At 43.2% G+C, this 26,195-nt stretch carries 19 protein-coding genes; 9 read left to right on the top strand and 10 right to left on the bottom strand.

The features are described from left to right. Positions 1–6 precede the first annotated feature (6 nt). Positions 7–315, top strand: a complete 309-nt coding sequence (locus FM038_RS12355; RefSeq protein WP_142874984.1) for a hypothetical protein — start codon at positions 7–9, stop codon at positions 313–315. Next, on the top strand, positions 305–2,236 hold the full coding sequence (locus FM038_RS12350) for an ATP-binding response regulator (protein ID WP_195873002.1): 1,932 nt from the start codon (positions 305–307) through the stop codon (positions 2,234–2,236). Before FM038_RS12355 ends, FM038_RS12350 begins: the two co-directional genes overlap by 11 nt. 53 nt (positions 2,237–2,289) lie before the next feature. On the opposite strand, the gene FM038_RS12345 is transcribed toward FM038_RS12350, so the two are convergent. The 3 genes from FM038_RS12345 to FM038_RS12335 all read right to left on the bottom strand — a co-directional run bounded on the left by FM038_RS12345 (position 2,290) and on the right by FM038_RS12335 (position 6,032). Continuing rightward, the gene (locus tag FM038_RS12345; protein ID WP_195873001.1) at positions 2,290–2,889 is read right to left on the bottom strand and encodes a response regulator transcription factor; all 600 of its coding nucleotides are present in this window, start codon (positions 2,887–2,889) and stop codon (positions 2,290–2,292) included. Between the two features lie 12 nt (positions 2,890–2,901). Then, a complete protein-coding gene (locus FM038_RS12340; protein ID WP_223293069.1) occupies positions 2,902–4,680 on the bottom strand; it encodes a sensor histidine kinase in 1,779 nt (592 codons plus the stop codon). A 170-nt stretch (positions 4,681–4,850) separates the two neighbouring features. After that, positions 4,851–6,032 carry an FAD:protein FMN transferase gene (locus FM038_RS12335; RefSeq protein ID WP_223293068.1) on the bottom strand — a complete coding sequence of 394 codons (1,182 nt, stop codon included), beginning with the start codon at positions 6,030–6,032 and terminating at the stop codon, positions 4,851–4,853. Between the two features lie 223 nt (positions 6,033–6,255). Here FM038_RS12335 and FM038_RS12330 point away from each other — a divergent pair, with 223 nt between their 5' ends. Further along, positions 6,256–7,593, top strand: coding sequence for an FMN-binding protein (locus FM038_RS12330; RefSeq protein ID WP_142874981.1), 1,338 nt, complete (start codon positions 6,256–6,258; stop codon positions 7,591–7,593). Positions 7,594–7,666: 73 nt separating this feature from the next. Beyond that, entirely contained in the window at positions 7,667–8,707 is a 1,041-nt protein-coding gene (locus FM038_RS12325; protein WP_223293067.1) for a porin, read from the top strand. Between the two features lie 745 nt (positions 8,708–9,452). Here the strand turns inward: FM038_RS12325 and FM038_RS12320 are convergent. From FM038_RS12320 to hmgA, 5 genes are all read right to left on the bottom strand, one after another. After that, entirely contained in the window at positions 9,453–11,321 is a 1,869-nt protein-coding gene (locus FM038_RS12320; protein ID WP_223293066.1) for a 2Fe-2S iron-sulfur cluster-binding protein, read from the bottom strand. Beyond that, a complete protein-coding gene (locus tag FM038_RS12315; RefSeq protein WP_142874980.1) occupies positions 11,321–12,055 on the bottom strand; it encodes a PepSY domain-containing protein in 735 nt (244 codons plus the stop codon). Before FM038_RS12315 ends, FM038_RS12320 begins: the two co-directional genes overlap by 1 nt. 1,232 nt (positions 12,056–13,287) lie before the next feature. Further along, positions 13,288–14,244 carry an HTH-type transcriptional regulator YidZ gene (gene yidZ, locus FM038_RS12310; RefSeq protein ID WP_142874979.1) on the bottom strand — a complete coding sequence of 319 codons (957 nt, stop codon included), beginning with the start codon at positions 14,242–14,244 and terminating at the stop codon, positions 13,288–13,290. Then, the gene (locus FM038_RS12305) at positions 14,219–15,502 is read right to left on the bottom strand and encodes an MFS transporter (RefSeq protein ID WP_142874978.1); all 1,284 of its coding nucleotides are present in this window, start codon (positions 15,500–15,502) and stop codon (positions 14,219–14,221) included. Before FM038_RS12305 ends, yidZ begins: the two co-directional genes overlap by 26 nt. A gap of 755 nt (positions 15,503–16,257) precedes the next feature. Next, a complete protein-coding gene (gene hmgA, locus FM038_RS12300) occupies positions 16,258–17,556 on the bottom strand; it encodes a homogentisate 1,2-dioxygenase (protein ID WP_142874977.1) in 1,299 nt (432 codons plus the stop codon). Positions 17,557–17,813: 257 nt separating this feature from the next. Here hmgA and FM038_RS12295 point away from each other — a divergent pair, with 257 nt between their 5' ends. Next, entirely contained in the window at positions 17,814–18,308 is a 495-nt protein-coding gene (locus FM038_RS12295) for a MarR family winged helix-turn-helix transcriptional regulator (protein ID WP_142874976.1), read from the top strand. Positions 18,309–18,586: 278 nt separating this feature from the next. Here FM038_RS12295 and FM038_RS12290 read toward each other — a convergent pair whose 3' ends face one another. Together FM038_RS12290 and FM038_RS12285 are read right to left on the bottom strand one after the other, a co-directional pair. Beyond that, complete coding sequence (locus FM038_RS12290) at positions 18,587–18,874, bottom strand: GIY-YIG nuclease family protein (RefSeq protein ID WP_142874975.1); 288 nt, start codon at positions 18,872–18,874, stop codon at positions 18,587–18,589. Between the two features lie 742 nt (positions 18,875–19,616). After that, entirely contained in the window at positions 19,617–21,191 is a 1,575-nt protein-coding gene (locus tag FM038_RS12285; protein ID WP_419555643.1) for a BCCT family transporter, read from the bottom strand. Between the two features lie 712 nt (positions 21,192–21,903). Here FM038_RS12285 and FM038_RS12280 point away from each other — a divergent pair. The 4 genes from FM038_RS12280 (at position 21,904) to FM038_RS12265 (ending at position 26,039) form a co-directional block, all read left to right on the top strand. Then, positions 21,904–22,185 (top strand): hypothetical protein, encoded by a 282-nt coding sequence (locus FM038_RS12280; RefSeq protein WP_142874973.1) that lies wholly within the window; start codon positions 21,904–21,906, stop codon positions 22,183–22,185. A gap of 378 nt (positions 22,186–22,563) precedes the next feature. Continuing rightward, the gene (locus tag FM038_RS12275) at positions 22,564–23,868 is read left to right on the top strand and encodes a DUF1570 domain-containing protein (RefSeq protein WP_142874972.1); all 1,305 of its coding nucleotides are present in this window, start codon (positions 22,564–22,566) and stop codon (positions 23,866–23,868) included. Positions 23,869–24,186: 318 nt separating this feature from the next. Beyond that, positions 24,187–24,957, top strand: a complete 771-nt coding sequence (locus FM038_RS12270; RefSeq protein ID WP_142874971.1) for a class I SAM-dependent methyltransferase — start codon at positions 24,187–24,189, stop codon at positions 24,955–24,957. Beyond that, positions 24,954–26,039: an HNH endonuclease gene (locus FM038_RS12265; RefSeq protein WP_223293065.1), complete on the top strand. Its 1,086-nt coding sequence runs from the start codon at positions 24,954–24,956 to the stop codon at positions 26,037–26,039. Before FM038_RS12270 ends, FM038_RS12265 begins: the two co-directional genes overlap by 4 nt. The last annotated feature ends 156 nt before the right edge of the window (positions 26,040–26,195 follow it).

Here is a 26,195-nt window from a genome sequence, read left to right as displayed (position 1 = left end):
GTATATATGTTTGCTACTAACCATCTAATTCGAAACAAGATCATTGCATTTTTTGTCCAGCAACCAGAAAACAAAAAGCATCATCTGCTTTCTGTTTTGTGCCAAGAACTAGACAGTTTACTCGAACAAGCCCAGATGTTGGATGTAGCTGAAGCAAATGGAGTGTCTAAACTGGCTCACAACTTTAAAGGCCTTTGTGGCTATTTGAAGATCCAAAATGAGCCAGTTTTTCACAAAATAAGCGGTAAACAAGAACTGCTATTAAATATTTTGATGCTTAAAGATGAGATTGAGGTCGTTAAAAGTGAGATCTAATTCGTCGGCGTTATTAAGTTGTATTACCGGTTTTTTGACGACTGTTTTAGTCATCTTTATTTTACTCAATCATTCATATAATGAGTTCGAAGATGACTATAAACGGAAAGCTGATCTACTGTTTAACTCCACATATGACATGCTGTTACAGCATAAAATCATGCTTAATGCGCTACGTTCATTGTTTAACGCATCGGCCATAGTGACACCAGAAGAGTTTAATATATTTTCCGAAGAGCTACTAAAAATAAAATCCGCCGTAGCGTTTACATTGGATGGTCAAAATCAGCTGAAATATGTGTCAGATCCTGTTTTTAGAACAGATATTTTGAAAGGAGAGTTTAAGGAAAGTAGCGATGAGGTCCTGTACGAGATTGAAGGGTATTCGAGCGTTATAGTACGCATTGATGAGCCCAATATGCCTTACCTGGTGTATGCCATCTCACACAAAAGAGTGCAACAAAGGTTAAATAATCATAAAGGTGTCTGCGCACAGCTTACACTCAATAATACACGCTTTCAAAATGACTATTGTACCAAGGCACAAGCTAGCTGGGCATCTGCTCTATTTTATTATCGTGGCTCCAATGTAGTCAAAATTCCAGAATACCACCAAGAATATATGCTTGATGTTTGGTATGTTGCTCCATCCCGAGAAGCGTATGAAGTTGGCTTACTGGTGCTACTGATAGCGGCCATGGGCTTTAGTCTCTCAACCTTGATGTATTTAAAAGTGCGCAACCATCTTAGGCTTGCGCAGTTAACAATTGAGACAAACTCTAAACTTGCATTGTTATCGAGCATAAACCATGAGATCCGCACGCCTATCAATGCAGTGCTTGGTTACAGTCAAATGCTAAAAGACAGTGATTATTGTGATGTAACCGGAAGAAACACCTTAGATAAGATTATCTGGTCTGCAAATCTGCTCAACAGTGTGGCAGAAAATACGCTTAATTTTACAAAAGCGGAAGCTGGGCATCTCACATTAGATAACAGTGAAGTTAATCTTTTCAACGAACTGCATTCTATCGATGACTATTACAAAGCCTTTAGTCAAACCCACGAAAAACGATTGATTATGACTATTCATGGAAAAGTTCCTGTACTGATTGGGCTAGATAAAACCAAGTTTTTCCAGCTAACCACCAATTTTATCAACAATGCATTCAAGTACAGTAGCGGGCGTGAAGTCCTGTTTGATATCAGTTTAAAATGTGTGGCCGGACAGCATTTTGTTCGGGTAGGGATTAAAGATTTTGGCAAGGGGATGTCTCTTGAGTCTAAAAAGGCGATCACTCAGCCTTTTAATACCGATCCTAATGTAAAAACTAGCTCACAGTCAGGTATCGGTATCGGTCTGTATACCTGTAAAAAGGTAATAGAAGACGTCGGCGGTAGTATTCGTATCCGTAGCCAGGAAAACCGGGGCACACTCATCTTGTTTCGATTTCCTTATAAACCAATATCTGGAGTGCCAAATGGGCTAGCGCCAATTGCAACCGTCTCTTTGAGTGATGAAAACAAAAGTATTCATTTAAACCCTGAAAGTAGGACCAATGAATCATTATTACTGGTTGATGATAATCGATTTAATTTAGAAGTATGTGGCAATATTCTTGAAAAAAAAGGCTTTAACGTCACTTCAATGCTAGATGGAGAAGCGGCACTAGCCGAATTCTATGTATCTCAACCTGAAATTGTGATCATGGATTATAGACTCGATAACAGTGATGGAGTCACCATGATAGGTAAGATGCAAAAATTACAAACCAGTCAGGTTCACTACTTCATATTATCGGCCAATGATAAGAGTGAGATCCTTAATGCAGATAGGTACCCAGATATCACCTATCTACAAAAGCCACTCGATATTGAGCTATTTATGCAGCTATTGGATTTGAAGAAAAAACTTGGCTGAAAGGTATAGGTAAACAATGTCGAGTGCTCGATACGTGGTTCATCCCAATAAATTCACTCTTTTGAGTTTGCCATTAGATAAGCCAGCTCGGCGACATTGCTCACCTGCATTTTTTGCATCACTTTTTGCCTATGTAATTCGATGGTGCGCTGACCAATATTCAGCTCTGCCGCGATCACCTTATTCAGTTTCCCATCAAGAACCTGACTCATCACCTGTTTTTCGCGGGCGGTTAAATGACTGATCCTGTCTTTAATATCGCTGAGCTGACACTGAGACTGAAAGCTATTTATCGTTAACTGTTTAGCTTCATTTAACAGTTGGTTGAGCTTATCGCCATCGACGGGTTTTTCAAGAAAGTCCATGGCACCTTGTTGAATGGTGTTAACCGCCATGGATATGGTGCCATGACCCGTTAGCATGATGATACTAAGTGGGCTCTGTTGTTGCTTAATATGCTTGAGTAGGGCTATGCCGTCCATGCCTGGCATCTGTATATCTAAAATGGCAATACCTGGCTGTTTAATGTCTATGGTTTGTAGAAAGGAATCGGCATTAAGGAAGCACTGTGTTTTGAGATCCAGCCCTTCTAACATCCAACTCAAAGAGTCGAGCACATCTTGATCGTCATCCACAAGGTAGATATTGCACATGTTATAGTTCCCTTAAGGTATTTTTTTAATCGGCAAGGTAATCGAGATTAACAAACCAGTGGTCAAATTTCCCCTTGCATCAGTGAGCTTGTTAGTCGCTGTGATCAGGCCACCGTGTTCTTCAATGATGCGCTTACACACCACCATTCCAAGTCCAAGACCGTTCTCTTTTGAAGTTTCAAATGGAAAGAACAGGCGTTCTAAAGCTGTGTCTGATAGTCCAATGCCATTGTCCTGAATGTCGATTAATGCCAGGTTTTGCTTAGCAGACAAGGTGATAGACAGTTTAGGATAGATGACAGTTTCCATCGCATCTAGAGAGTTTTTGAGTAAATTAACCAATACCTGTTGCAACAGGCTGATGTCTGCTTCTATCTCAATCTTGTCTAAATCGAGTGTTGGATTAATTTGCATTCGTTTAAAATCTGCTTGCATTAAGTTCAACACGTCATCAATTAAACTGGTGAGATCGCAGCGTTCAAACTGACTCGATTGGTGGCAAAATTGTCTGAATCGTTTAATGGTACTCTGAGCTCTGTCTACTTGTTGTATCGTTTTATCAAGCGCAGCTTTTAGTTCTGCTTGTTCGTCCTTCAAGCGATAGATACATCCCTGAGTTAAATAACGAATACCCGCGAGAGGCTGATTCAATTCATGGGCAATTCCTGATGCCATCTCGCCAGTGAGAAGCACTCGCTGGGCCTTATAAAATTGTTTTTGCTGCTCGAACAGAGCCTTTTGAGTGGTTTTATGTTGCTCCATCTCATCAGATAGTGCTCGCGTTCTCTGCACGACCAAGCGTTTTACTCTCATATGATGTAAGTAGCCTAGCAATAGCAGAATAAAAACAGCTAGAGTCCATGGGACAGCGTCCCGGGCGATCCGATCCCAATTGGTCACAAATGGCCATCGATTGAGCTGTTTTAGCAACTGAAAAACATGACTATCTTTAACTGGAGTTGACCAGTATTGATATCGCCCCAGTTTTGCTTCCTTGTCCTGCGCTGTAATCGCAAGCATGGAATAAACAATCTCACTGGCTAACTTATGGTCAGTATGACCGAGTTTTGATAATGCATAAGAAGGGTATAAACGACTCGATGACTGACATTCAAAATTTTGCTCAGAAGTGCTAAGGACCACTTTAAGGCTATCTGCTGGGATCTTGTTTGTTTTTATCGCCGCCTCAAGCACACAAGTCGGTAATATCGCAATATCAGCATGTCCGTCTAAAATGTTATCGAGTAACTTACTCTGAGGAAACCCAACGAAGGTCAGTTTACCCAGATCATTAAACGGGTTAAGTTGATGATTTGCCAGCTCACCAGCCATGATTTGAAAGCCACCAAACGCCTTTGGATCAGAGGATATAACAGAGAGGTTCTTTAGGTCGGTAAAGCTATCAACTTGCAATGAAGATCTGGCTATTAGCGCAGAACCGACAGAATGCTCAGGACGAAGATGTTGATCTGGCACTAAAGTAAGTAGATGACTCACACCATAATCTTTTTTAAATTCAACGGTTGTCAGCGCATTACCAATGATGAAATCCAGTTTGTTGTTTGCAACAAACTCATTGAGTTGCTGTGGCGTCAGAGGGATCAGCTGAAATTCAATACCTGTATCACTTGTCACACGATCAAAGGTTGGTTGCCAGCGTTTAGTCACTGCCTCGGGGGATGCAAAGGCGAGGGCGCCGACACGCATAGGCTCATTGGCTAATGCAAGTTCAGAGAGAGAAAGACTGAGCAGCAGCGTCGTTTTTAAAAGGAGTGAGAAGAGCTTGCACATACAGGTTAATTAACACCGCTTGATTAGATAACACTATTATACTAATTATATTAGTATAATAGCTCTGTGAAGAGAGCAAAACATGACTCACTTCACAGAGTCTAGACCCTTGCGGTAAACCGAAGTATTGCTACTTTGGGTTTTTATATATAATTACAAATGCTCAGAATTTATTTTATATTCACATCTGAAACTTCGTTAAAGTTTTTACTGTACGCTTTATTCCCATCAGAGTCTAAATACCAAACTGCTTTAATATATGTATTATCATCGGTGAACTTTATAGCATCCTCAAGAGGCATTAAAAATAACGTCGTTGAAATAACATCCGCATAGATATGTTGTGAATCTAATATTGTTGATACTGAGATCCCTTGCTCTTTGGGATACAAGGTTTTAGGGTCAATAATGTGATGGTAATCTTTACCATCGACAGTAAAGTATCTCAGGTAATTTCCACTCGATACGACCGTAAGGTCTTCTCCCTTAATTATCTGATGATATAAACCACTTTGTGACTGACACCTTGCTAATTGATAATCATATTTTTTGCATTGTGGATCTTCAATCGCCGTGACAAATTCACGCCCCTCTGGGTGTCTACCAAAATGGCGAATATTACCACCCGCGTTGATCATAAATGAGGTTATTCCATCTGCCTTTAATTGGTCATACACTTTTTCAGCCATCCAGCCTTTAGCGATGCCGCCAAGATCAATACTCATCCCTGGGGCCATTGTAATCGTATTGTGTTCAACATCTAAGTGTATGTCTTTTATATGAGTTAAACGTGATGCGTATTTAAGATCAGACTTAGATGGTAAAGTGCAAATACCCTTTTTATTACAATCGCTTCTGTGTTTTCTCCATATGTCGATAACCGGTGATAATGCGATATTGAAGTATCCATCACTTAACCCATACCATTCAATGCTTGAAGCCAATAACTCAGTGAGTTCAGCTGCAATATGGTGAGTCTCACTCGGTGAGTTATTGATCGTTTTAATATTGGTCACGTGAGGATATGTACTGTAATTTGACGCTAAATAATGATACTTCTGAATCACATTGAGAGACTTGCAAAGTGCGCCTCTAGCATCAGAGATTTGGTGATCATAAATATCGATAGTGATCGAGGTGCCAAAGTATTTTAGGGTGTGCAAACTGAACACGCCATTATTTTCACTGATAATAGCATTGCCATCACATTGATATGGAATAAACTCAGCAGTATCTTGTTGCTTATTTATTAATCCTTCATCACTCATTGGCTCTGCAAACAGTGAACTTGAAATGATCAATGTTGGGAATATGAATGCCTGCATTAAAAGTGATTGATAACGTTTATTCATAACTCTCCAAAATATTTATTTGTGCATCTGATAGGTTGACTATCAGAAGTGTTATTAAATAAGTAACACGGCGAGCTATATCTTAATAATTAAACCCTGATTATTGTTAACTAGATCAAATATTATAAATTAAAAACCTAAACCTTCGGTTTTCCGTCATTGTGGCAATTATTGGCTTGGTTATTCTTAAGCACAAGTTAAGAAAATGATTAAGGCAGAAACAATGACCACAATAAAATTGATTAAAAAAAGTCTAATTTGTACCGCTGTGACATTTGCGGTGATGGGATGTTCAGCAACAGTCCCAGCAGGCAAGTATGTCGATGGTACACATGAAGTTAGCGCTAAAGGCAAAAAGAGCCTTATTACCCTTAATGTACAAGTTGCTGAGGGAAAAATTACTGACATCACCACCAAGTCACATAATGAAACAGAATCACTGTTTCTTAATGCAGAACGATTGTTAGCCAAGATTGTTGCTAACAACGGCCATGAAGGTATCGACGCGGTATCTGGCGCAACCTTCTCTTCTAATGGCATTTTAAAAGCGATCAACACTTTGCCAAGAACTGATGGCAGTCAAGTTGAGTATGTGTCTGTGGGTTCTAAAGATGACGCTAGCAGTGAAGACTTCAAACTAAAATGGTCGATTCAGCCACAACTTGGCATGATCATCGGTGATTACTATTATCAAGAAGCAAGATTTCGCCAGGGCCACATGGGCAGCATGGCGGTTGTACTAGACAGTAGTAACCCGAGTGATGTGATCCTTGCAGAATTTAATGAAAGTGGCCGCCCTAATTACTACACCCGCATGTATCAAGATGTCCCAAAGCGTATGTCTGAGTACAACTTCTCTATGGGTAAGAAGAAAGGCACCGCTTGGGTTCAATCAGCTCTGACCATGGAAAAGCTGATGGTCGAACAGGACAAGTTAACCTTTGAACTTAACCCTGATTACGATCCAGCATTTAGAAATAAGCTAAAACAGCCAAATCGCCTTAAGTATGCCGACATCGATGTGGTAGCGGGTGCCTCTAACAGTATCCAGCAATCGATGATCCCATTAACGGCCAAAATTCATAATCAAATAAATGGTGAAGGCACAACACTGAAGTTTTACCAAAATGCTGAAAAGTTAATGGATAAAAACGGTAAATGGACAGGTGTAACTGCCGTATTACGTCTGGTTGTCGACACTCAAACTAAGGGCATTACAAAAGCCTATTATGATGAGATTTTTGCAGATGATAAAGTCTCAATTAAAGATGCATCATTAAAGAAATTCTACCGCCAATCTAAATATGCATCGATTAACTATGTAGAGCCAGCCCGCATCGGCTTTAACGTCATGGTGGATGCACTCGACAGCCATCTTCAAACGGGTGGGTCACTGTTCGACATCAACGACCTTCCAGCAACGGGTGATACAGGCAGCTACGCCGCAACAGGTTTTACCAAGCGCTCAAACTCTTGGGACATCTACCTCAATCAAGCCGAACTTCTCTATAAGCAGATGCGCCTCGATGGTGTGATTATCGAACATAAAAAACCTATTTAGATGATTCTCCGTGGCGCTTTTGCTGTCCACGGAGCTGATAAAAAATTATAAAATTATTAGATTAAGAGAGACGATGATGAACAAATTTCAATTGAGCTTACTAACTGCTGCATTATTAGCTTCCCCCCAACTGCTAGCGGATGATTACCGATTTTATGGCCGTATTGATTACTCTATTACTAACTCAGACAGTGGTAGTGCGACTCATAATGGCAAGAGCGGAACCGTTTTAGAAAATAACTGGAGCCGCCTTGGGATTAAAGGGGCGACAGAGCTTGCGACTGAGTTAGATCTGTTTTATCAAATTGAGGTGGGCGTCAATGGCGGTTCACAAGATAAAGGCAGCAATCCATTCTCAGCACGGCCTACTTTTATTGGTCTGAAGCATTCAAGTATTGGTCAACTTGCTGTTGGTCGTATCGATCCCGTATTTAAGATGGCCAAAGGCGGCGCTGATGCCATGGACATGTATTCACTCAAGCATGACCGCCTGTTCGCCGGAGATAAGCGCTGGGGAGACTCATTAAAATACCAATCGGCCAAGTGGAACAAGCTACAACTTGGTGCGAGTTATCTAATGGAAGACAACTATTATCAAGACGGCGACCAACGCAAAGAGAATGGCAATTACCAGATTGCTTTAACCTATGGTGATAAGCACTTCAAATCTGGCAACGTCTATCTAGCTGGTGCATACACAGATGGTGTTGAAGACATTAAAGGTTTCCGCGCTGTTGCTCAGGTGAAACTTGATAAGTTGATGCTAGGTACGATTTACCAAGCGTCAGAGCTAGTCAACGAGAGTAAAACAGGCTGGGAACAGCGTGATGGTTCAGGATTTATCGTTAGCGCAAAATATAAGATCGACAAACTTTTGCTTAAAGCGCAATACGGACAAGATGATTCAGGTACAGGTCGCATCGCGGGTAAAATCTATGATGCAATTGGCGAGACTTTAACAGAAGCACCAGAAATAACCACATGGGCAGTCGGTGCAGAATATCGCTTATCAAAATCTACACGCTTACACACAGAAGTCGGCCAGTTTGACGTCAAACAGCATGATGACTTCGATGACACCATCATCAGCTTCGGTGTACGTTACGACTTCTAACTTTCCAGTGTAGTCAGTAACAGAATAATCACTGCTCGGATTAGTGCTCCCAGCAAAGCAGCACAAGGATGTGCCCCCTTATCTACGTCTTCCTTAATCTAGGTCATCTGAACTTGTTTCGGGATCAAGCTTTTACCTTTGAGAATCTAAACAATGGATTCCGGCCTAAAAGCATGCCGGAAAGACAGATAGGGAAGTCGTCACAGCTTCTATCTCGTGACTCGAAACTAGGAACTACTTTCCCTCGTCTTGACTCCTGTATAGTCTTCCCGGACTTGTTCCGGGATCCAGCTTTTGTTCTTGATGAAAGAGTAGATTCCGGCCTAAAAGCATGCCGAAAAGACAGGTAGGGAAGTCGTCACAGCTTCTATCTCGTGACTCGAAACTAGGAACTACTTTCCCTCGTCTTGACTCCTGTATAGTCTTCCCGGACTTGTTCCGGGATCCAGCTTTTGTTCTTGATGCAAAAGAATGGATTCCGGCCTAAAAGAATGCCGGAAAGACAGAAAGGGAAGTCGTCTCAGCTTCTATCTCGTGACTCGAAACTAGGAACTACTTTCCCTCGTCTTGACTCCTGTATAGTCTTCCCGGACTTGTTCCGGGATCCAGCTTTTGTTCTTGATGCAAAAGAATGGATTCCGGCCTAAAAGAATGCCGGAAAGACAGAAAGGGAAGTCGTCTCAGCTTCTATCTCACAACTACTATAACTCGCACCTAGAACCTTTTGTCCCTAAACTTCTATTCATCAAGAAAAATCATCAAATGCAATTTTCTCGTCTGTCGCGCCTTTCGATTTAATTAGTTCAATGCTTGAGTTCATCATCGCTGCAGGACCACAAAGATAAAACTCAAGTTCTTCGATTGAGTGAGTCCCTAACAGCAGTTCAAAGTCTAAGCTCAATTGATCTTGTACGTAACCAGATATACCAAGCCAGTCATCTGTCGGTCTTGAAAGAACCGGTATGTAGTTAAAGTTAGAGTAAGTGTCTGACAAGCTCTCAAATAGATCGGCATAGATCAAATCAGATTGTGAACGTGCTCCAAAGTAGAAGTGAATAGGGCGGCTAGTCGTAAGTTTGATTAACTGCTCCTCTATCAAGGCTTTTAGTGGCGCCATGCCAGAGCCTGCGCCAATGAAAACCATAGGAGCTGATGTTGGCTCCACTTTAGCAAAAAAGTCTTCGAAGGGGCCGACGGCCTCAATGGTTTCCCCAACAGCCAAGTTACAGATATAACTTGAGCCGATGCCGGGTTTTACCACGCTGTCAGGTGCCATTTGGATTTTTATGGTAAACACTAGCTCGTTACTTTGACCATCACCATTAGCCAATGAGTAGTTACGGCTACAAGCTAAGTGATCATATTCATTGTCGATGACATCCTGCCAGTGATGCATTAGTTCAGGCGGTAAATTAACCGGAACCGCAATCCCTTTGGCGGCCGGAATAAAGAAACGCATATAGGCACCCGCTTTAAAGCTTACCGGCTGGCCATCAATAGTCTTAAATCTCAGCTCTTTTATATAGGGGCTAATAAATTCACTGCTGATAAGCTTAAGCAGGTGATTGGAAGCCTGAGTCACATCGAATAGAGTCAAACTGGTTAATTCATCACTGCGGTGCTGACAAGCCAATCGGTAGCCCGATGCCAGTTCATCTTGGCTCAAATGGGCTTTATCGGCAGAGGTCGTACGGCTATCGCTTGAAATTTTAATCTTGCAACGACCACAAGTGCCGCCGCCAGCGCATGTAGAAGGCAAGGCGATATCATGATTGAGTAAGCTATCGAGTAAATTTTCTTGGCTAGACATGGCTAGCGTATCAATCAATTTATCATGCTTATCGAATATCTTTATTTGCTTAGATTTAGCCTTACTGCCAAATAATGACAAAAACTGATATTGGCCATTAAATCCCAGTTCTATCGTCCAGATTAAGCCTGTAAGCGCAAAGAAAAGTGTAAAAATAGCAAATACGATGATCTGAACATTATTGAAGCTGCGCTCTTGTGCATAATCCATAAAGTGCAGCATGAAAACAAAATCTACGATGCGTCTATCATCGTTAGTATGTGCCGCAAGGCGTCCTGAGCTAGCATCTAGATAAACACGGGTATTGATTTCGTCATCAAAATCGACCCGCCAAAGTGTATTTTTTTCTTTCAAGCGATCGTCAAAGGGCGGATCTTGTTTTACCACCTTAACAATATTCCCAGGCCCATTGTAAGATGCCGTGGCAAGCTCACTGGCCATGCTTTTATCGACAAAGGCTTGCTTGCCCGTACTGGCATTGACCAAGGTGTATTGGTTTTTAAAATAAGGATACAGCGCCTTATCTTGGGTCAGCAGATAGTAGGGCTTAGAGAGCAAAGTGATCGTTGATAACGAGACAGCAGCATCAAAATCTTGTAAGATTTGTTTGGGTTCAACGAGGTGAGTTAAATCAGCAGCTGGCTCGGTTACCTTGACACGATATTGGTTACCTGAGGCTTTAACCGAGTCCATCACATTAAAATAAAGACCTGTTCCAATCCAGATTAATAGCTGTAAACCCACCAGCAGAGATAACCATTTATGACTGATTTTTATTAGAGGCATAAGTTTTAGAAATGACATTAGTTAGCCTCCACTTTTTGGTTGTTATCAGTAGAAAGTGGCTCAGCTTTGAATATTCTGTAGTAGGTGAGGATCAAACCTAAGATTGAAGCGGTTAAAGCAAACAGAACAAACCAGAATAACAACCAGTTACTCGGATCTTCATCTTCATAATCCATTACATGTAGGCTAAACATCAAATCGAACGTGCGCCAGAACTCATGGCGCTTAGTCACTAGCTTGCCTGTTTGGGCAGAGATATACAGAGAAGGGCTACCCATATCGTCAAAATTTATCCGCCAAGCAGGTAAGTAACGTTTACTCAGCTCGAAAGGCCTGTTGTCTGAGTCTTTGGTGATCAGCTCTGCAAGTATAATTTGGCCACGACCCGTGTATTCATGCTTTGCCATGGCAACTGCAGAAGATTTATCAAGCGGTGATAGCAATTTGCCAGTGTCAGCATCTACAAGCTGTTGCTTGCCGTCTTGCTCAAAGCGGTACACTTCACGCTCAATAAACATACCCAGTGATACGCGTTCAGCACTTGGATAGGCTTGTGTTAGGGCATTTAACGAGTAGTTAATCTTATCGGGATTGATTTTAGTTTGATGATTCTCCACTAAACTATCACCGTGAATATAGTCGATATCGAAGATCACCATGTACGCGCCTGAAACAGTCCAGATCACAAACTGAACACCCAAAAATAGCATTAACCATTTATGGGTTTTACGACTTATTTTTAATAAGTTCATTATTATTTTCCTGTGAAAAAATTAATCTTTAATAACTACATTTCAATAAAATGCTTATCGATAGTGTTTTAGTAGTCATTTTTCAATCGGTTAGCCTTGCATTTGTCATCAATATTTTTGATTCTAGTTATAATGTTTAAAACCAGATGAAAACCAAGCATCCAAAATTATCATGTACAAGGCTAACTTACAGCAGAAAATAGTAAGTAAATCTATTCTCAACTCTCTACCTCCGTGTTCTCTGTGTAGCGCAGCGCTCTGTGGTGAGAATGCTCTTTTCCTTAGATACATCAAACAAAGCTATTCACCACGTAGGGCAGAGAGCACCACGGATAAAAGACAAAGCAGCATGTAGCTACACTCACTCTCAGATCTCTACCTCCGTGTTCTCTGTGTAGCGCAGCGCTCTGTGGTGAGAATGCTCTTTTCCTTAGATACATCAAATAAAGCTATTCACCACGGAGAACACAGAGGACACGGAGAAGAGCCAAAACGAGATAATCATTGAGGTTTCAACTTTACCTCCGTGCAGCGCTCCGTGATGAGAATGCTTTTTCCATAGAAACATCAAAAAAGCTATCAACCACGTAGGGCAGAGAGCACCACGGATAAAAGACAAAGTAGCATGTAGCTACACTCACTCTCAGATCTCGACCTCCGTGTTCTCCGTGTAGCGCAGCGCTCCGTGGTGAGAATGCTCTTTTCCTTAAAAACATCAAACAAAGTTATCCGTCATCCCTCTTTGATTGTCATCCCGGACTTGTTCCGGGATCCAGCTTGTGTACTTGGTGCTAAAGAATGGATTCCGGCCAACGAGCATGCCGGAAAGACAAGATAGGGAAGTTCCTCTCTGCTTCAAGCTCGTAACTCGTAACTCGTAACTCGCAACTAGAAACAGCTTTAATTATTTTGCTATTGCTGTCATCCCGGACTAGTTCCGGGATCCAGCTTCTGTTTTTAAACTCTACAGAGTGGATTCCGGCCAACAAGCATGCCGGAAAGACAAGATGGGGAAGGTCGTCTAACTCCACGGACTTTCATCCTGAAGTTTATTTTTTGCCGTCCTCTCTGCTTCTACCTCGTGACTCATCTCCACCAGACCGAAGGTCATCATCTTAGCAGTTCAGGTGAAACCGACTTCTTAGCTTTCCTAGGCCAACGGCCATCTTTTCAGCTTTTACCTCGTGACTCGAAACTCGTAACTGCTCTTCCCCATCTCAGCTTTCCCTTTCCTAGCTTAAACTAACCATCTCCTTAATTGTCTCCTTCAGCCAACGCAACTTAGCGTTATGAGAATTGCGCTTATGCCACATCAAGGTAATGGGGATCGCTATTTTCTTGCTGGCTTCAGCGCTGATGGGTAAAGGTCTGGTAACTAAATTCGGGTGATAGTGCTTAATGTAGTCGCGGCAATAGCTAGGTGCTGTGGTGAACATAGTTTGATCTGGCTGGGCTGCCATAAACAAGGACTGCTCAAAGGTAGACAGTGACAGGCCGATGTTACGACTCAGCCCGGTTTCAGCCAATATTTCGTCCAGTGCCCAGGTCTCACTTTTTTCCCAAAGAATGTTGATGTGTCGGTATTTTAAGAAGGTGTCCATATTCCAGCATTCATCCAATGCTGGATGGTCGTCTCTGAGATACACAATTGGCTGGTCATTAAACAGCACTACATAGTCAATAAAGTAGGGCAGTAGGTCGAGAGCCTCTGATGAGCGTGGATGACTTTCTCTACCACATAAGCCGATGTCGGCCTCACCATTGATAATGGCCGATAACGAGTCATACTCCCAGTTACGGATTTTTATGTTGGCATCTGGATATTGTTGATTAATGCGCTGGGGGAGCCCGCCAAGCTTAAGCATGTGCAGCGGAGACTCCATCATTAGCTGGAAGCTAACGCCCTTGGGCGTTTCGCTACTGCGTTTGGATGCAATTTGAGTAGCAACCTGAAACCATTCAGACAGCTCTCCCTCCATACTCAATGCCAGCGGTGTAGCTTGAAGCCCTTGTGGCGTTCGAACAAACAAGGGATCGTCAAACCAATCTCTCAGTTTAGTTAGTGATTTACTCACAGCCGATGGCGTCACTGACAATTTCTTAGCCGCTTTAGTCACGCTGCGTTCATTTAAGAGTAACTGCATGGTAAACAACAGATTTAAATCAAGACGATGCAGGGACTTTATCATTATTGTTTTGCTCCGAAGCCTTATGATTATTACTCGATGTGGGGACAACAAGCAGCAGTATGATGCTACTTACGCCTGCAACCAGCAACAAGATAATCAACATATTAATCGCACTTATGCCTAACCAGCCCATCACAGTGATATAAATGGCTGAGCAGGTTATCTGGCAAATACCCAACACCGAACTCGCCATACCGGCTCTATGATGAAAAGGTGACAGTGCTTGACTCATAGCCGTGCCGAATCCCAGTGAAAATCCGGCGCAAATGAAACTGATGCCAATAAGAATCAAACTGCTATTAAACTCGAACTGAGAAGCCGTCATTAGCACAGATGCAGAACCTATAAACAAGCACTGTGACGCTAACATTATCCTTTGTTGGCCAAAATGGGTCAGTAATGTAGGCGCTAAAAACGAAGTCGTCATGCTAATCGCGGCTAAACCTGCCATAGCTGCGGAATACTCGCCGGTGGAATAACCCATCTGCTCCATCAATAACATAGGAGAGATATTCACGTAGGTGAGAATCGCAGTGACAGCCAATGAGGTCATAATCAAACGGCTGATAAAACATCGTGATCTTAGCGATTCATTTCTTGTTTCTTTTATCTCGGATTTGCCTGCTTTCTCCTTGTATATACAAGTCTGCTGCTGACTTGATGCACTTAAGTTACTTTTGGAGCGACTGTTAGTGCTATCAAAACGAATAGGCTTAGTTTCTTTCAAAATCAACAAACAAAGCTGAAAGATCAATGCGGCCATGATGGCCATAGAGATAAATAGACTTGGCCATTCGAATCGCAATAAGATCACATGACCAATCACAGGAGCCAAGACTGGCACAATACAGGTAATACCATTGATCATGGTCAGCACCTTAGCCCGTTTATCATCATCTAAAGTGTCACGCAAAATTGCGAAGGTCACCACATAACAAAAACCTGCTCCAATGCCTTGGCCGAAGCGGGCATAAAGGAAGTAATCGATAGATACCGAGTTACCTGCATACCAGGAAGCGACAGCAAATATAGCTGCGCCCATCAAGGCTACGGGTTTGCGCCCAACATGATCAGCCAGCCAACCAGCTAACAACATAGTCGATGCCATACCAGCCAGATAAATAGAGAAGGCCACATGCAAGTCAGCCTGTGTAGCACTCAAATCGCGTGCGATGTCAGGTAGGCCAACTAAATAGAGATCTATGCCTAAGGGATACATAAGCACTAAAGCAAAACTGGATATAAGGTATCTGAACATTATCAATCAAGGTCTTATTTTGATAAACAGGAATGACCGAGAGATTAATGAGTTATGTATAAAAGCGCGAGTTGCCATTACGACAACAGCTATTGCCCAAATGGAAATACGTTTAATCTTGATTTTTTTAGAATAGATTCCGGCCAACAAGCATGCCGGAAAGACAGACATAAAGAGTCTTAGACTGTCCTCGCAACTCGAGACTCGTAACTGCTTATTGCTATTTCTTTATTGCTGTCATCTGACCGCCACGGGTCTGTGATATTCCCGATATCATTCAGACATTCCCCATGTCCCTATGGGTCAAGGCGGAATGTCGATCATGCATGGAGCAATTATCGACCCGGTTTTTTCTGTCTTCCCGGACTCGTTCCGGGATCCAGCTTTTGTCTTTAGATTCTAAACAATAGATTCCGGCCAACGAGCATGCCGGAAAGACAGGCGTAAAGAGGTCTTAGCTCTATACTCGCAACTTGCTTTATTGCAATTTTTCTATTGCTGTCTTCCCGGACTTGTTCCGGGATCCAGCTTTACTCTTGGTGCGAAGAATGGATTCCGGCCTAAAAGAGTGCCGGAAAGACGATAGAGGAAGGTCCTCTCTGCTCTACCTCGAAACTAGGAACTACTTTCCTTCGTCTTAGCTTCCCCAGGCAAAGCCGTCTTCTTAGTTCCACCAGACCGAAGGTCATCATCTTAGCTGTTCAGGTGAAACCGCCGCCTCAGCTTTAACAGGCCATCGGGCGTCCTCTTAGCTCTTAACTTTTAAACTTCTTCTTTATCGCCTTCCAGCACTGCGAATAATTTGGTTGGCGAGTATCGCCTTCGAGTGCAAATTTTGTCGGCTGTATGATGTAGCGTGACTCGAACATAAATGCCATGGTGTTTTCATAGCGCTGGGGAGCCAGTTCGGCATTCGAAGCTTTCTCGAATACTTCAGCTTCAGGACCGTGTGGTGACATGCAGTTATGCAGGCTAGAGCCGCCTGGCACAAAACCGTTTTCCTTGGCATCGTACACACCTTCAATCAAGCCCATAAACTCACTCATCATATTGCGATGATAATAAGGCGGTCTAAAGGTATTCTCGGCAACCATCCAGCGCGGTGGGAAGATAGCAAAATCAAGGTTGGCCACACCAGGTGTACCAGAAGGCGAGGTCAGTACAGTGAAGATAGAAGGATCGGGATGATCGAAGCTCACGGTATTCATCACATTGAAGCGGGCTAGATCATACTTGTACGGAGCGCTGTTGCCCGTCCAAGCGACTACATCGAGTGGCGAGTGGCCTATATCACAGCGGAACAGGTTACCGCCGAACTTAGTGATTAACTCAAAGTCACCTTCGATATCTTCAAAGTAAGCAACGGGGTATTTAAAGTCTCTATCATTGGCAAAACCGTTCGCGCCAACAGGCCCACGCTCAGCAAGTACATAAGGGTGACCGTAGTTTTCACAAATATAGCCGCGAGCGTTGTCAGTCAATAACTCAACGTTAAACTTAATGCCACGAGGAATAACTGCAATCTCGCCAGCCTTTACCGCTAGCTTGCCACACTCGGTGTTTAACATTATCTCGCCAAGTTCTGGCACAAACAGCATCTCACCATCGGCGTTACAGAAATAACGACCATCCATAGAGCTATTCGCTGCATAGATATGAATACCGATCCCCGCCTGACTATTAACGCTACCGTTAGCCGCCATCGTCACTAGGCCATCGATAAAATCGGTTTTTGACTCAGAATCAGGTAAAGGAACGGGATCCCAACGTAGCATAGTCGGTGGGGTCATAACTTCGGTGATAGGAGCACTGCGAACTAAGCCATTGTCTATGGCTTCATATTCGCCCTGAACTACCGAAGGGCGGATACGGTAAAACCAGTTGCGGCGGTTATCACAGCGAGGCGCGGTAAAAGCGGTGACGTTAAACTGCTCGGCATACAAGTCATACTTGACCTTTTGCGGACTAAACTGACCAATGGGCAGGGCACCTGGTAGGGCTTCAGTCTCAAACTCATTACCAAAACCTGTCATGTATTTAAGTTCATTAGTCATGCTTGTTCGTCCTTTATGCTAGACAGATCCTAGGCTAATTGATCTGTTCTTTTATTGTTATTCATCACGATTACAATAAAACTACTCTCAAGTGAGACTAGTTTCAATCTTTGTGCTATTAATAACCATGAGAATAGCTGTCAACTTCGACTGACTGGTGTAAATAAAACGCTACAAGCTGATAAGCATCTGATTATCTTCTTATCTGATTGTAAATGCTCATGCAAACAAGCAAAGAGTACTAATGGAGAGTGCTAATGGCTGAATCAAGCAAGTCCAGACTGATATTAAAAGACTTCCTGCCTTATAGATTAGTGAGTCTGGCTCAAAACGTCAGTGAAAAGTTTGCCGAGGTATATCAAAGTGACTTTAACCTGACAGTGCCTGAATGGCGCATCCTGGTACACCTAGCCGAGGAAGCAAATACTTCAACGAATGCACGTTCACATAGTGTTAATGAGCAAGGCAATGGGATCAGTGCTAAAGATCTCACTCTAATGGCGTCAATGGATAAATCTACCGTCTCGCGTGCAGTCAAACTAATGCTAGCTAAAGGTTATCTAGTAAAGCACACCGACGACAAAGATAAACGTGCCTCGTTGTTAACACTGACCGAAGAAGGCAAACTGCTCTACCAAGCCATCGCGCCCGAAGCACTTAAATGGGAAGCAAGGCTACTCGATGTACTTAGTGACTCAGAATATCGAGACCTTATGCGAATAATAGACAAGCTAGATAATAGATTAGCTTGAGCCTGATGTTCAAAACCCACCTTTGTTTCTCAGGCATACGGCCGTACACTTGACTCCACCAAGTCTGTATCCGTCTTGGCTCTGTCTGGTCTTCCCGGACTTGTTCCGGGATCCAGCTTTGCTCTTGGTGCGAAGAATGGATTCCGGCCTAAAAGAGTGCTGGAAGGACATAGCTATACATGCCAGAAAGACGAGATTGAAGAAAACTGGACTCGTCGTTTTGGTGTCATCCCGGATTCATTCCGGGATCCAGCTTTTGATGTTGGTTCTAAAGAGGCTCAGCTCTGAATCTCATCCCACAAGTCACGCCATTCAGGATTTTGGTTTTCGATAAGATTAATTTTCCACTGCCTACGCCACTTTTTAAGTTTCTTCTCACGGGATATAGCTGAATACATAGAATCTGTGAGCTCATAGTAAACCAGCTGGGTCACATGATATCTATCAGTAAATCCCATTACTAGGTGTTCTCTATGCTCCCAAATGCGCTTAATCAGGTCGCTAGTGACCCCAACATACAAGGTCCCATTCTTTTTGCTGGCCAATATGTACACACAAGGCTGCATGCTCTTCGTCCATGGAGTTTAATTAAATCTAATTTTAGACTAGTGAGTCACAAGGAGCTGGGATAAAAGCAGACAAGAATGGATTCCGGCCAACAAGAGTGCCGGAATGACAATAGAAAAGAATTCAGGAATGACAGTAGGTAGGGCTGTGAGTCTTCTTTTTTGCTGTCTTCCCGGACTTGTTCCGGGATCCAGCCTTTGTTTTTGAGTTCAAAACAGGGATTCCGGCCTAAAAGAATTCAGGAATGACCGGAGATAGGGCTGTTACTCTTCTTTTTTGCTGTCTCTGACCGCCATGGAGGGAGGAAATGTCGATCATGCACGACTATATGGATATAGGAGGTAGAGTGAAGCAGGATGCCAGAACCGAGGAGCAATTATCGACCCGGGCTTTCTTGTTCCGGGATCCAGCCATTGTCTTTGAGTTCAAAACAGTAGATTCCGGCCAACAGGAGTGCCGGAATGACAATAGAAAAGAGTGCAGGAATGACAGGAGATAGGGCAGTTACTCTTCTTCTTTGATCTTGTTTCGCTCTGCCAAATAGGCTATCTGACCCTCGTCGTACAATAGGTCTCTCCTGATATTGTCGATCACCTAGTGAGTCTTGTAAGTCCTGTGCTGCAAAAACTAAAGACAATGTGAGTTTTTAACGCTGCGGTGATGAGCTGTTTTTATAATGTAAAGCAACGGCTTTTCCCGCTGGTGGAGAAGCCGTTGTTTATCTCTTAGAACTTAGATGTGTTAAATGAGGCCCTGCTGTTTTGCCATCTGATTGGCTATTTGAGGGGCTTTCCACAGGCTAGGCATTAAAATTAAAGATACTGGAACCGCAGTGATCACGATAAAAGATTGTAGAGAGGAAATGCCGCCAGATCCCATCGAAATAAGCGCAATGGCAACAACACCCATTATAATTCCCCAGAACGAGCGAATCACAGCGTTTGGCTCTGTAGAGCCCGTCATAACCATGCTGATCGTATAAGTCATAGAATCACCAGTGGTAATGATAAAAGTCGTCGTTAGGATGAGAAATAAGACTGAAATCAGCATAGGGAAAGGTAACTCAGCCGTAATAGCCAGTAGTACCGCTGGCAGGTTAAAGCCTTCAAAAGCGCCAGATATCAACCCAGGATTTTCTAATTCAAAAGCTAAACCGCTACCACCAACAATGCTAAACCAGAAACATGTAATGAGCGGTGCCGCAACACTGATCGATAAAATTAACTGCCGAATGGTGCGGCCACGAGAAATTCGCGCAATGAAAATCGACATCATTGGACCATAACCAATAAACCATCCCCAGAAAAAGACCGTCCACCAACTCAACCATTCTGTATTTTCACGGTACAGAGCCATAGGGAAGAAGTTATCGAGCATGCTGCCAACCCCTTGTATGTAGCCATCGAAAATAAAACGAGTTGGGCCAAAAATCAGGATGTAGGCAATAAGAGCAACTGAAAGAATGATATTGTAACGGCTAACTAATTGAATACCTTTACTAACGCCACTCAAAGCTGACAGTGTATACATGCTAATTGCAAACATGATCACGATACTTTGAGTGATAAATCCATCTGGAATACCAAACAGTGCATTCAACGCATAACTGATTTGCAAGCCCAAGAACCCGATCGGCCCAATGGTTCCTGCTGCAACGGCAATGATGCAACAAGCATCAGCGGCATTGCCTATCCAACCGTTGATCGCTCTGTCGCCAAAAATAGGATAAAGCAATGTACGAGGCTTTAGTGGAAGCCCTTTGTCGTAGTGCAAGTGCATTAAAACAATAGAAGAAAGACAGCCAAGAATGGCCCATGCGAGAAAGCCCCAATGCATGAAGGATTGGGAAAGTGCATTAATAGCCGCGACTCTCGGTAGCGCATCACCGAAAAGCGGAGGGGCGGAAACAAAATGGGCAATAGGCTCTGCGGCCGCCCAAAAAACGCCACCACCTGCGAGTAGGGTACAGAGGACAATCGACAACCATTTAAAGTTATCAATATCAGGTTTAGCTAAACCGCCTAAACGCACGTAACCAGTTCGAGCTAGCGCGATAGCTAGACCAACAAGGAAGTTAAGAAGTAATAAAACTTGCCAGAAGGCACCGAAGTATTGAGTTGCGAAGCTGAATCCTGAATTTACCACAGAGGTAAGAGCGGAGGCGTTTGTGATAGCCAGCAGGACAAATAGAGTAAGAAAACTACCACTTAACCAGAAGACGGGGTTATTTAGCTCGAGTTTCTCTGATAACGATGGTGGGTGGATTGCAGAATAGTCTGAATCCTCGATAGGCGCATGAAGCTCGGCGTTTGACATATTTGACATAAAGTAATTCACGTTTTAGGGCTAAGAAGCCATGTATTCCCCCACACTAAATCAGCAAAGTGGCGTGAGGATGATAAAAAGCCGGCGATAATAGCATGCCTTTGCCGATAACAACATCGCGTTAAAAGGATGGTTGGTGATAAATAAGGCTAACTGGTGATAAATTAGGTCAATCGACTAAGTTTTAGAGCAAGTTGGGAGGAATGATTTGAATTTGCAGCATAGCTAGCTGCTACCTGCGACTCGATATAACTAAATCGCTGCTATTCGCCATGGATCGATCCAACCAATGAAAACGCGATTGGGATCGGTCCACGCGCGGTCGTATTAAGGACTATTTATGAACCGATATATTCAAAGCTTGTTAGACGCTCGTCATCCCGGATTCGTTTCGGGATCCAGCCCTTGCTGTTGAATCAGAGAAGCGCAGTGTCCGTCTTGGTTCCTGTATGGTCTTCCCGGACTTGTTCCGGGATCCAGCTTTGCTCTTGGTGCGAAGAATAGATTCCGGCCAACGAGCAAGCCGGAAAGACAGAAATAAAGAGGTCTTAGACTTTCCTAGCCACTCGGAACTAGGAACTCGAAACTTATCTGGCCTTAGGCGCACTAGCAGCATAGAATTCGGCAACAACCAAATTTTAGTTATCAGCATTTATTCTTACCTAGGATTTATTCTTACTTAGGAACAGAACAGGAATGGCAAATGAGTAAGAAGCCAGATAGACAGACAGCCATGTTACTTTTGATTGAGCAAGTAAAAGATGGCTTGCCCCTGTATGAACCCGACACCTTCATCTGTGGTCCGGACGGCAGCTGCGAAGGTTGCCCAAAGAAACTCTTGGAACTGGTCGATACTGAATTGACCTATTGGGAGTCGGCCATCGAGCGCGGCGCTATCCCTAATTTCGATGAGATCTCCCGCTTTGGCAAGCTCTGCAAAAACGTGCGCCGAGGTCTGGTGCGCAACAATATTTTAAGCGCCTAAGCCAACATTCGTAGAGACTATCTCTTGATACATAACATAAACTGACGTAAACAGTAGATTCCGGCCAACAAGCACGACGGAAAGACAGTAAGTAAGCTTACGGGAATGACTCGGTAGGTTTAGCTGTCTTCCCGGACTTGTTCCGGGACCCAGCTCTTGTCTTTAGGTTTTAAGCAGTGGATTCCGGCCAACAAACACGCCGGAAAGACGGTAGGTAAGCATGCCGGAATGACAGCAATAAAGAGGTCTTAGACTTTCCTCGTCACTCGAAACTAGGAACTCTTACCTTCTCAGCTTCCACCATCTACAACGAACAGGTATTCTCTAGCTTGCCTCAATGGATTGCAACTTTCTAAATAGAAGCTAAATGGATGTTAGATGGAAACTCGTTTAAGCCGTTACTTATTACTCATATTGTTAATGTTAATTATTGGTTTAGTCGTTGAAGAGTACGGCAACGACGGAATACGTATGACCACTAAAGACAAGGTCATCGAACACTTCTTGTCGAATCGCTATAAAGCTGGAGCTATCTGCCGAGATAAAGGCTGGCAGTTTTGTCAAAACTGGGCAGAGTTACCAAGAAGTCGATTCAACCTCGGCTCTCAGCCTGACTCCATCTCAAATAAATGGTCAAATAAACAGCCAAATAAAGGGTTAAGTAAAGGACCTAAACAAGAGTCAACTTCCCAGCCCCAAAACCCTGAGTTATCAGCGTCTCAAAATCGCACTGAACAACACCAATATCAGTTTAATGATCCAGACTCACCACTTTTTACCCATATCCCTGGTTGTGCTACTTCAACAATGACTGAAGCCGAGCAGACTCAAAGAAAACAAAATAGAAAGCGTATCTATAGTTGGACCGATGAAAACGGCCAGACTCATTTCACCGATGACGACAGAGTATACGCTCAACACAATATAGCGCTTACTCAATACCAAGAGCCTGAATATTCATTTGAACTTGAAGTTAACTCGACTGGTGGCAAGTTGCCTCTGTTTTATAAGGACAAGGTGACCGCTGCTATCAAAAAAGTAAGCGACATCTATAAAAGCTATCTTCCAGAATCTGGTGTAGCACCAGTAAAAGTAAATCTCACCTTAGCAAAATCAAAATCCAGTTATAACAGACTACAGGCTAAATACGCGCCTAAGCTTGGCCCGAGCCAGGGATTTTATGTGGCCAGACAAAATATGGCCGTGGTACATCATAAAAATGATAAACAAGCCCATCAAACCTCAGTGCATGAAGCTGTGCACGTACTCAATGCTGGTTTGTTTGGTCCAACACCGCGCTGGTTCAATGAAGGTATGGCTGAATATTTTGAAAGTATCGAGATGTCAGGTTTCGTAGCCAAAATACCCGCAAGAGACTGGAAACGTACGCTTGCAGGTAAAAAGTTGAGTGTAAACGCGTTACTCAGCGCAAAGCGTCAAACCTGGGCAGGAAGCCAGCAAACTAGTCTGTATGCTCAGTCACATTCGCTTATTCATTTCTTAATGAGCAGTAAGCAGGGCAAGCAAACCATTACAAAGCTATTAGCTCACATGGTACAAACCAGATGTGAGGCATCAGATCCTAAAAGCGTACTCAGCCGATATCCTAGTGGCTTGAACAAGTTACATACAGACTGGATAGCTTGGATTAATAGTCGAAAGTATCGAACACATACGTTCTAAAAAATACATTCGACTACGAAAATGTCATCCCGGACTTGTTCCGGGATCCAGCTCTTGTCTTTAGGTCTAAACAGTGGATTCCGGCCTAAAAGCGTGCTGGAAAGATAGTAGGCTTCATGGCTAACAGTAACCTTTACCAGCAGTTCGCAACTGCTCTTATTCATCATCTGACCACCATATGTTATAGGTCAAGTAAATAGAGTATTTCACTGTTCTTTTCTCCGCGTCACTATGGTAACGTCTTTGGCATAATTGATAGTTATATCAAATGAGTAACCACAAATTTGGTAACCCATCAGCGCAGAGGGAATCGCGACAGTGACAACTGAGATTTATGACGGCCTCAACAACAGCTTTTATAACACCAATGCCGAAGATCTAGCTGAACAGTATCTGTCTAAGTCTTTCGAAGAGGTTCACGCGTCTTGGCTGTCTCATCTTAAAAGTATTCTCAATCCGTCATCAGTTAAGTCTGCATTTACACCCCATAGGTTACCCGAGCCTTCGCATATCGCTAACAATCCAAGTGAACAAAAAGCCAAGCTGCGCTTCTTAGATATCGGCGCTGGAGCGGGGCGCGATGTTAAATATCTGGCAGAGCAAGGCACTACGAATCAGTCGGTACAAGTCTATGCCGTCGAGCCCGCACAAACCTTGGCTAATCTGGGCAAGAGGCTCACTCAAGATCTTAATGTCACTTGGCTTGATGATGCATTACCGGTTTTATCACGAGTCATCAGTTTAGATACCAGATTCGATCTCATCTTGCTCAGTGCTATCTGGATGCACATTCCAACACAAGAACGAGCCGATTCGATACGAACGTTCGCTAAATTACTCGATCCAAATGGAAAACTTGTCATCACGCTTCGTCATGGTCCGTGCAGTGATGAGCGCCAGATGTTTCAGGTAAGTGACACCGAACTCGTACAGTTGGCAAAGAGTGTGGGGCTAACCGTTATCGATACCACTGCAAACGAAGCCGATAAGCTAGGAAGGGCAGAAGTCTATTGGCAAACCTTAGTGCTAGTACACGCAAGTGTTTCAACTGCAAGCATGAGGTTATTGAAGTATGAGGTCACTCTGTGAATAATGCACTCTTAAAAGACTCATTTTTGAAAGAGGTTGATGCCACAAAGCAGGTCGAGTTTATCGCTTACTTACAGCGTCTACTGGTAGAAGGGGACTTTGTCGCCACCTATAAGTTTGCTCTGCTTCATGCACTGGCAGATATCTGTATTGAAAAGGCTCATTACACACGCCCAAATACAAGCTCGAATATAAGCCAGGAAACTGATGGCATCATCACCATAGATGAAATCGTCGAGAAGTTTATCGAACTCTACTGGCAACACTCGTTGCCATTTAGCGCCACAGATGCCGAACCATTACTGCTTTTACAAAATAGCGGAAAGCAATCTGCATTAATTAATAACCTAAGTGTTTTTCGTAGACAAGGGGTAAGAAACCTGTCGCAACTTAAAGCCCATAGTGGCTGGCGTAAGTTGTGCAACGATACTCGTAAAACACTCAAAGAAGGCCCACTGTGGCGATTACAGCTATTGGCTGGTAATGCGGAGTGCTTTTATTATCCCCATGACAAGAGTAAAAAATACATTAAGCTCAACTCAGGTATAGCATTCTGTTTCAGACGTTTTCATGATCTGGTTGTCTCTCTTGCTCGCAGTCACTGGACACAAAAGGTGTGTGACTTTGCTTCTAATCAAAATGTAATTGGCGGCCAAGGCAATCTTTCAGACTTCCTATTCGGCAGTGATCGCAAAGCCATCATCCAAGCGAGACCTTTATTGCTGCAGATACAGCATGGTAACTGCTTCTATTGTCTGCAACCGTTGAAAGAGCAGGGCGAAGTCGACCACTTTATCCCCTGGGCGCGTTACCCGTCAGATCTTGGCCATAACTTTGTACTGGCACACAGCAAGTGTAATAACGCCAAGCGTGATCACTTAGCCGCAGAAAAACATAAAGATCGCTGGTTCGAGCAGAACATCATCATGCATGAAAAGATCATTACCTCAGAGTTAAATAGCTACTTTGTTTGTGAGAGTGAGCGCTCCGAAGCGATAGCTACTTGGGCATACCAGCTCGCGGCACAGAACAGTTCGCCGCTTTGGCTAAAGGGAAAAGATTTTGATGCGTTATTGGTGTAATAGAATTATGTGCAACTGATAACAATGTAGCTGCCAGAGCAGTCCATGCGGTAAAGACGGAATATATTGATTATAAGAATCAATAGAAAGGCACCATTGGCGCCTTTCTATTTACGTCTAATTTAAAATCAGACAGCCATACTTGTCATCTGATAA

Source organism: Shewanella eurypsychrophilus, assembly GCF_007004545.3.
Taxonomy (GTDB): Bacteria; Pseudomonadota; Gammaproteobacteria; order Enterobacterales; family Shewanellaceae; genus Shewanella; species Shewanella eurypsychrophilus.
Note: the sequence above shows the minus strand (reverse complement) of the source record. Positions and strands in the feature narration are given on the sequence as shown.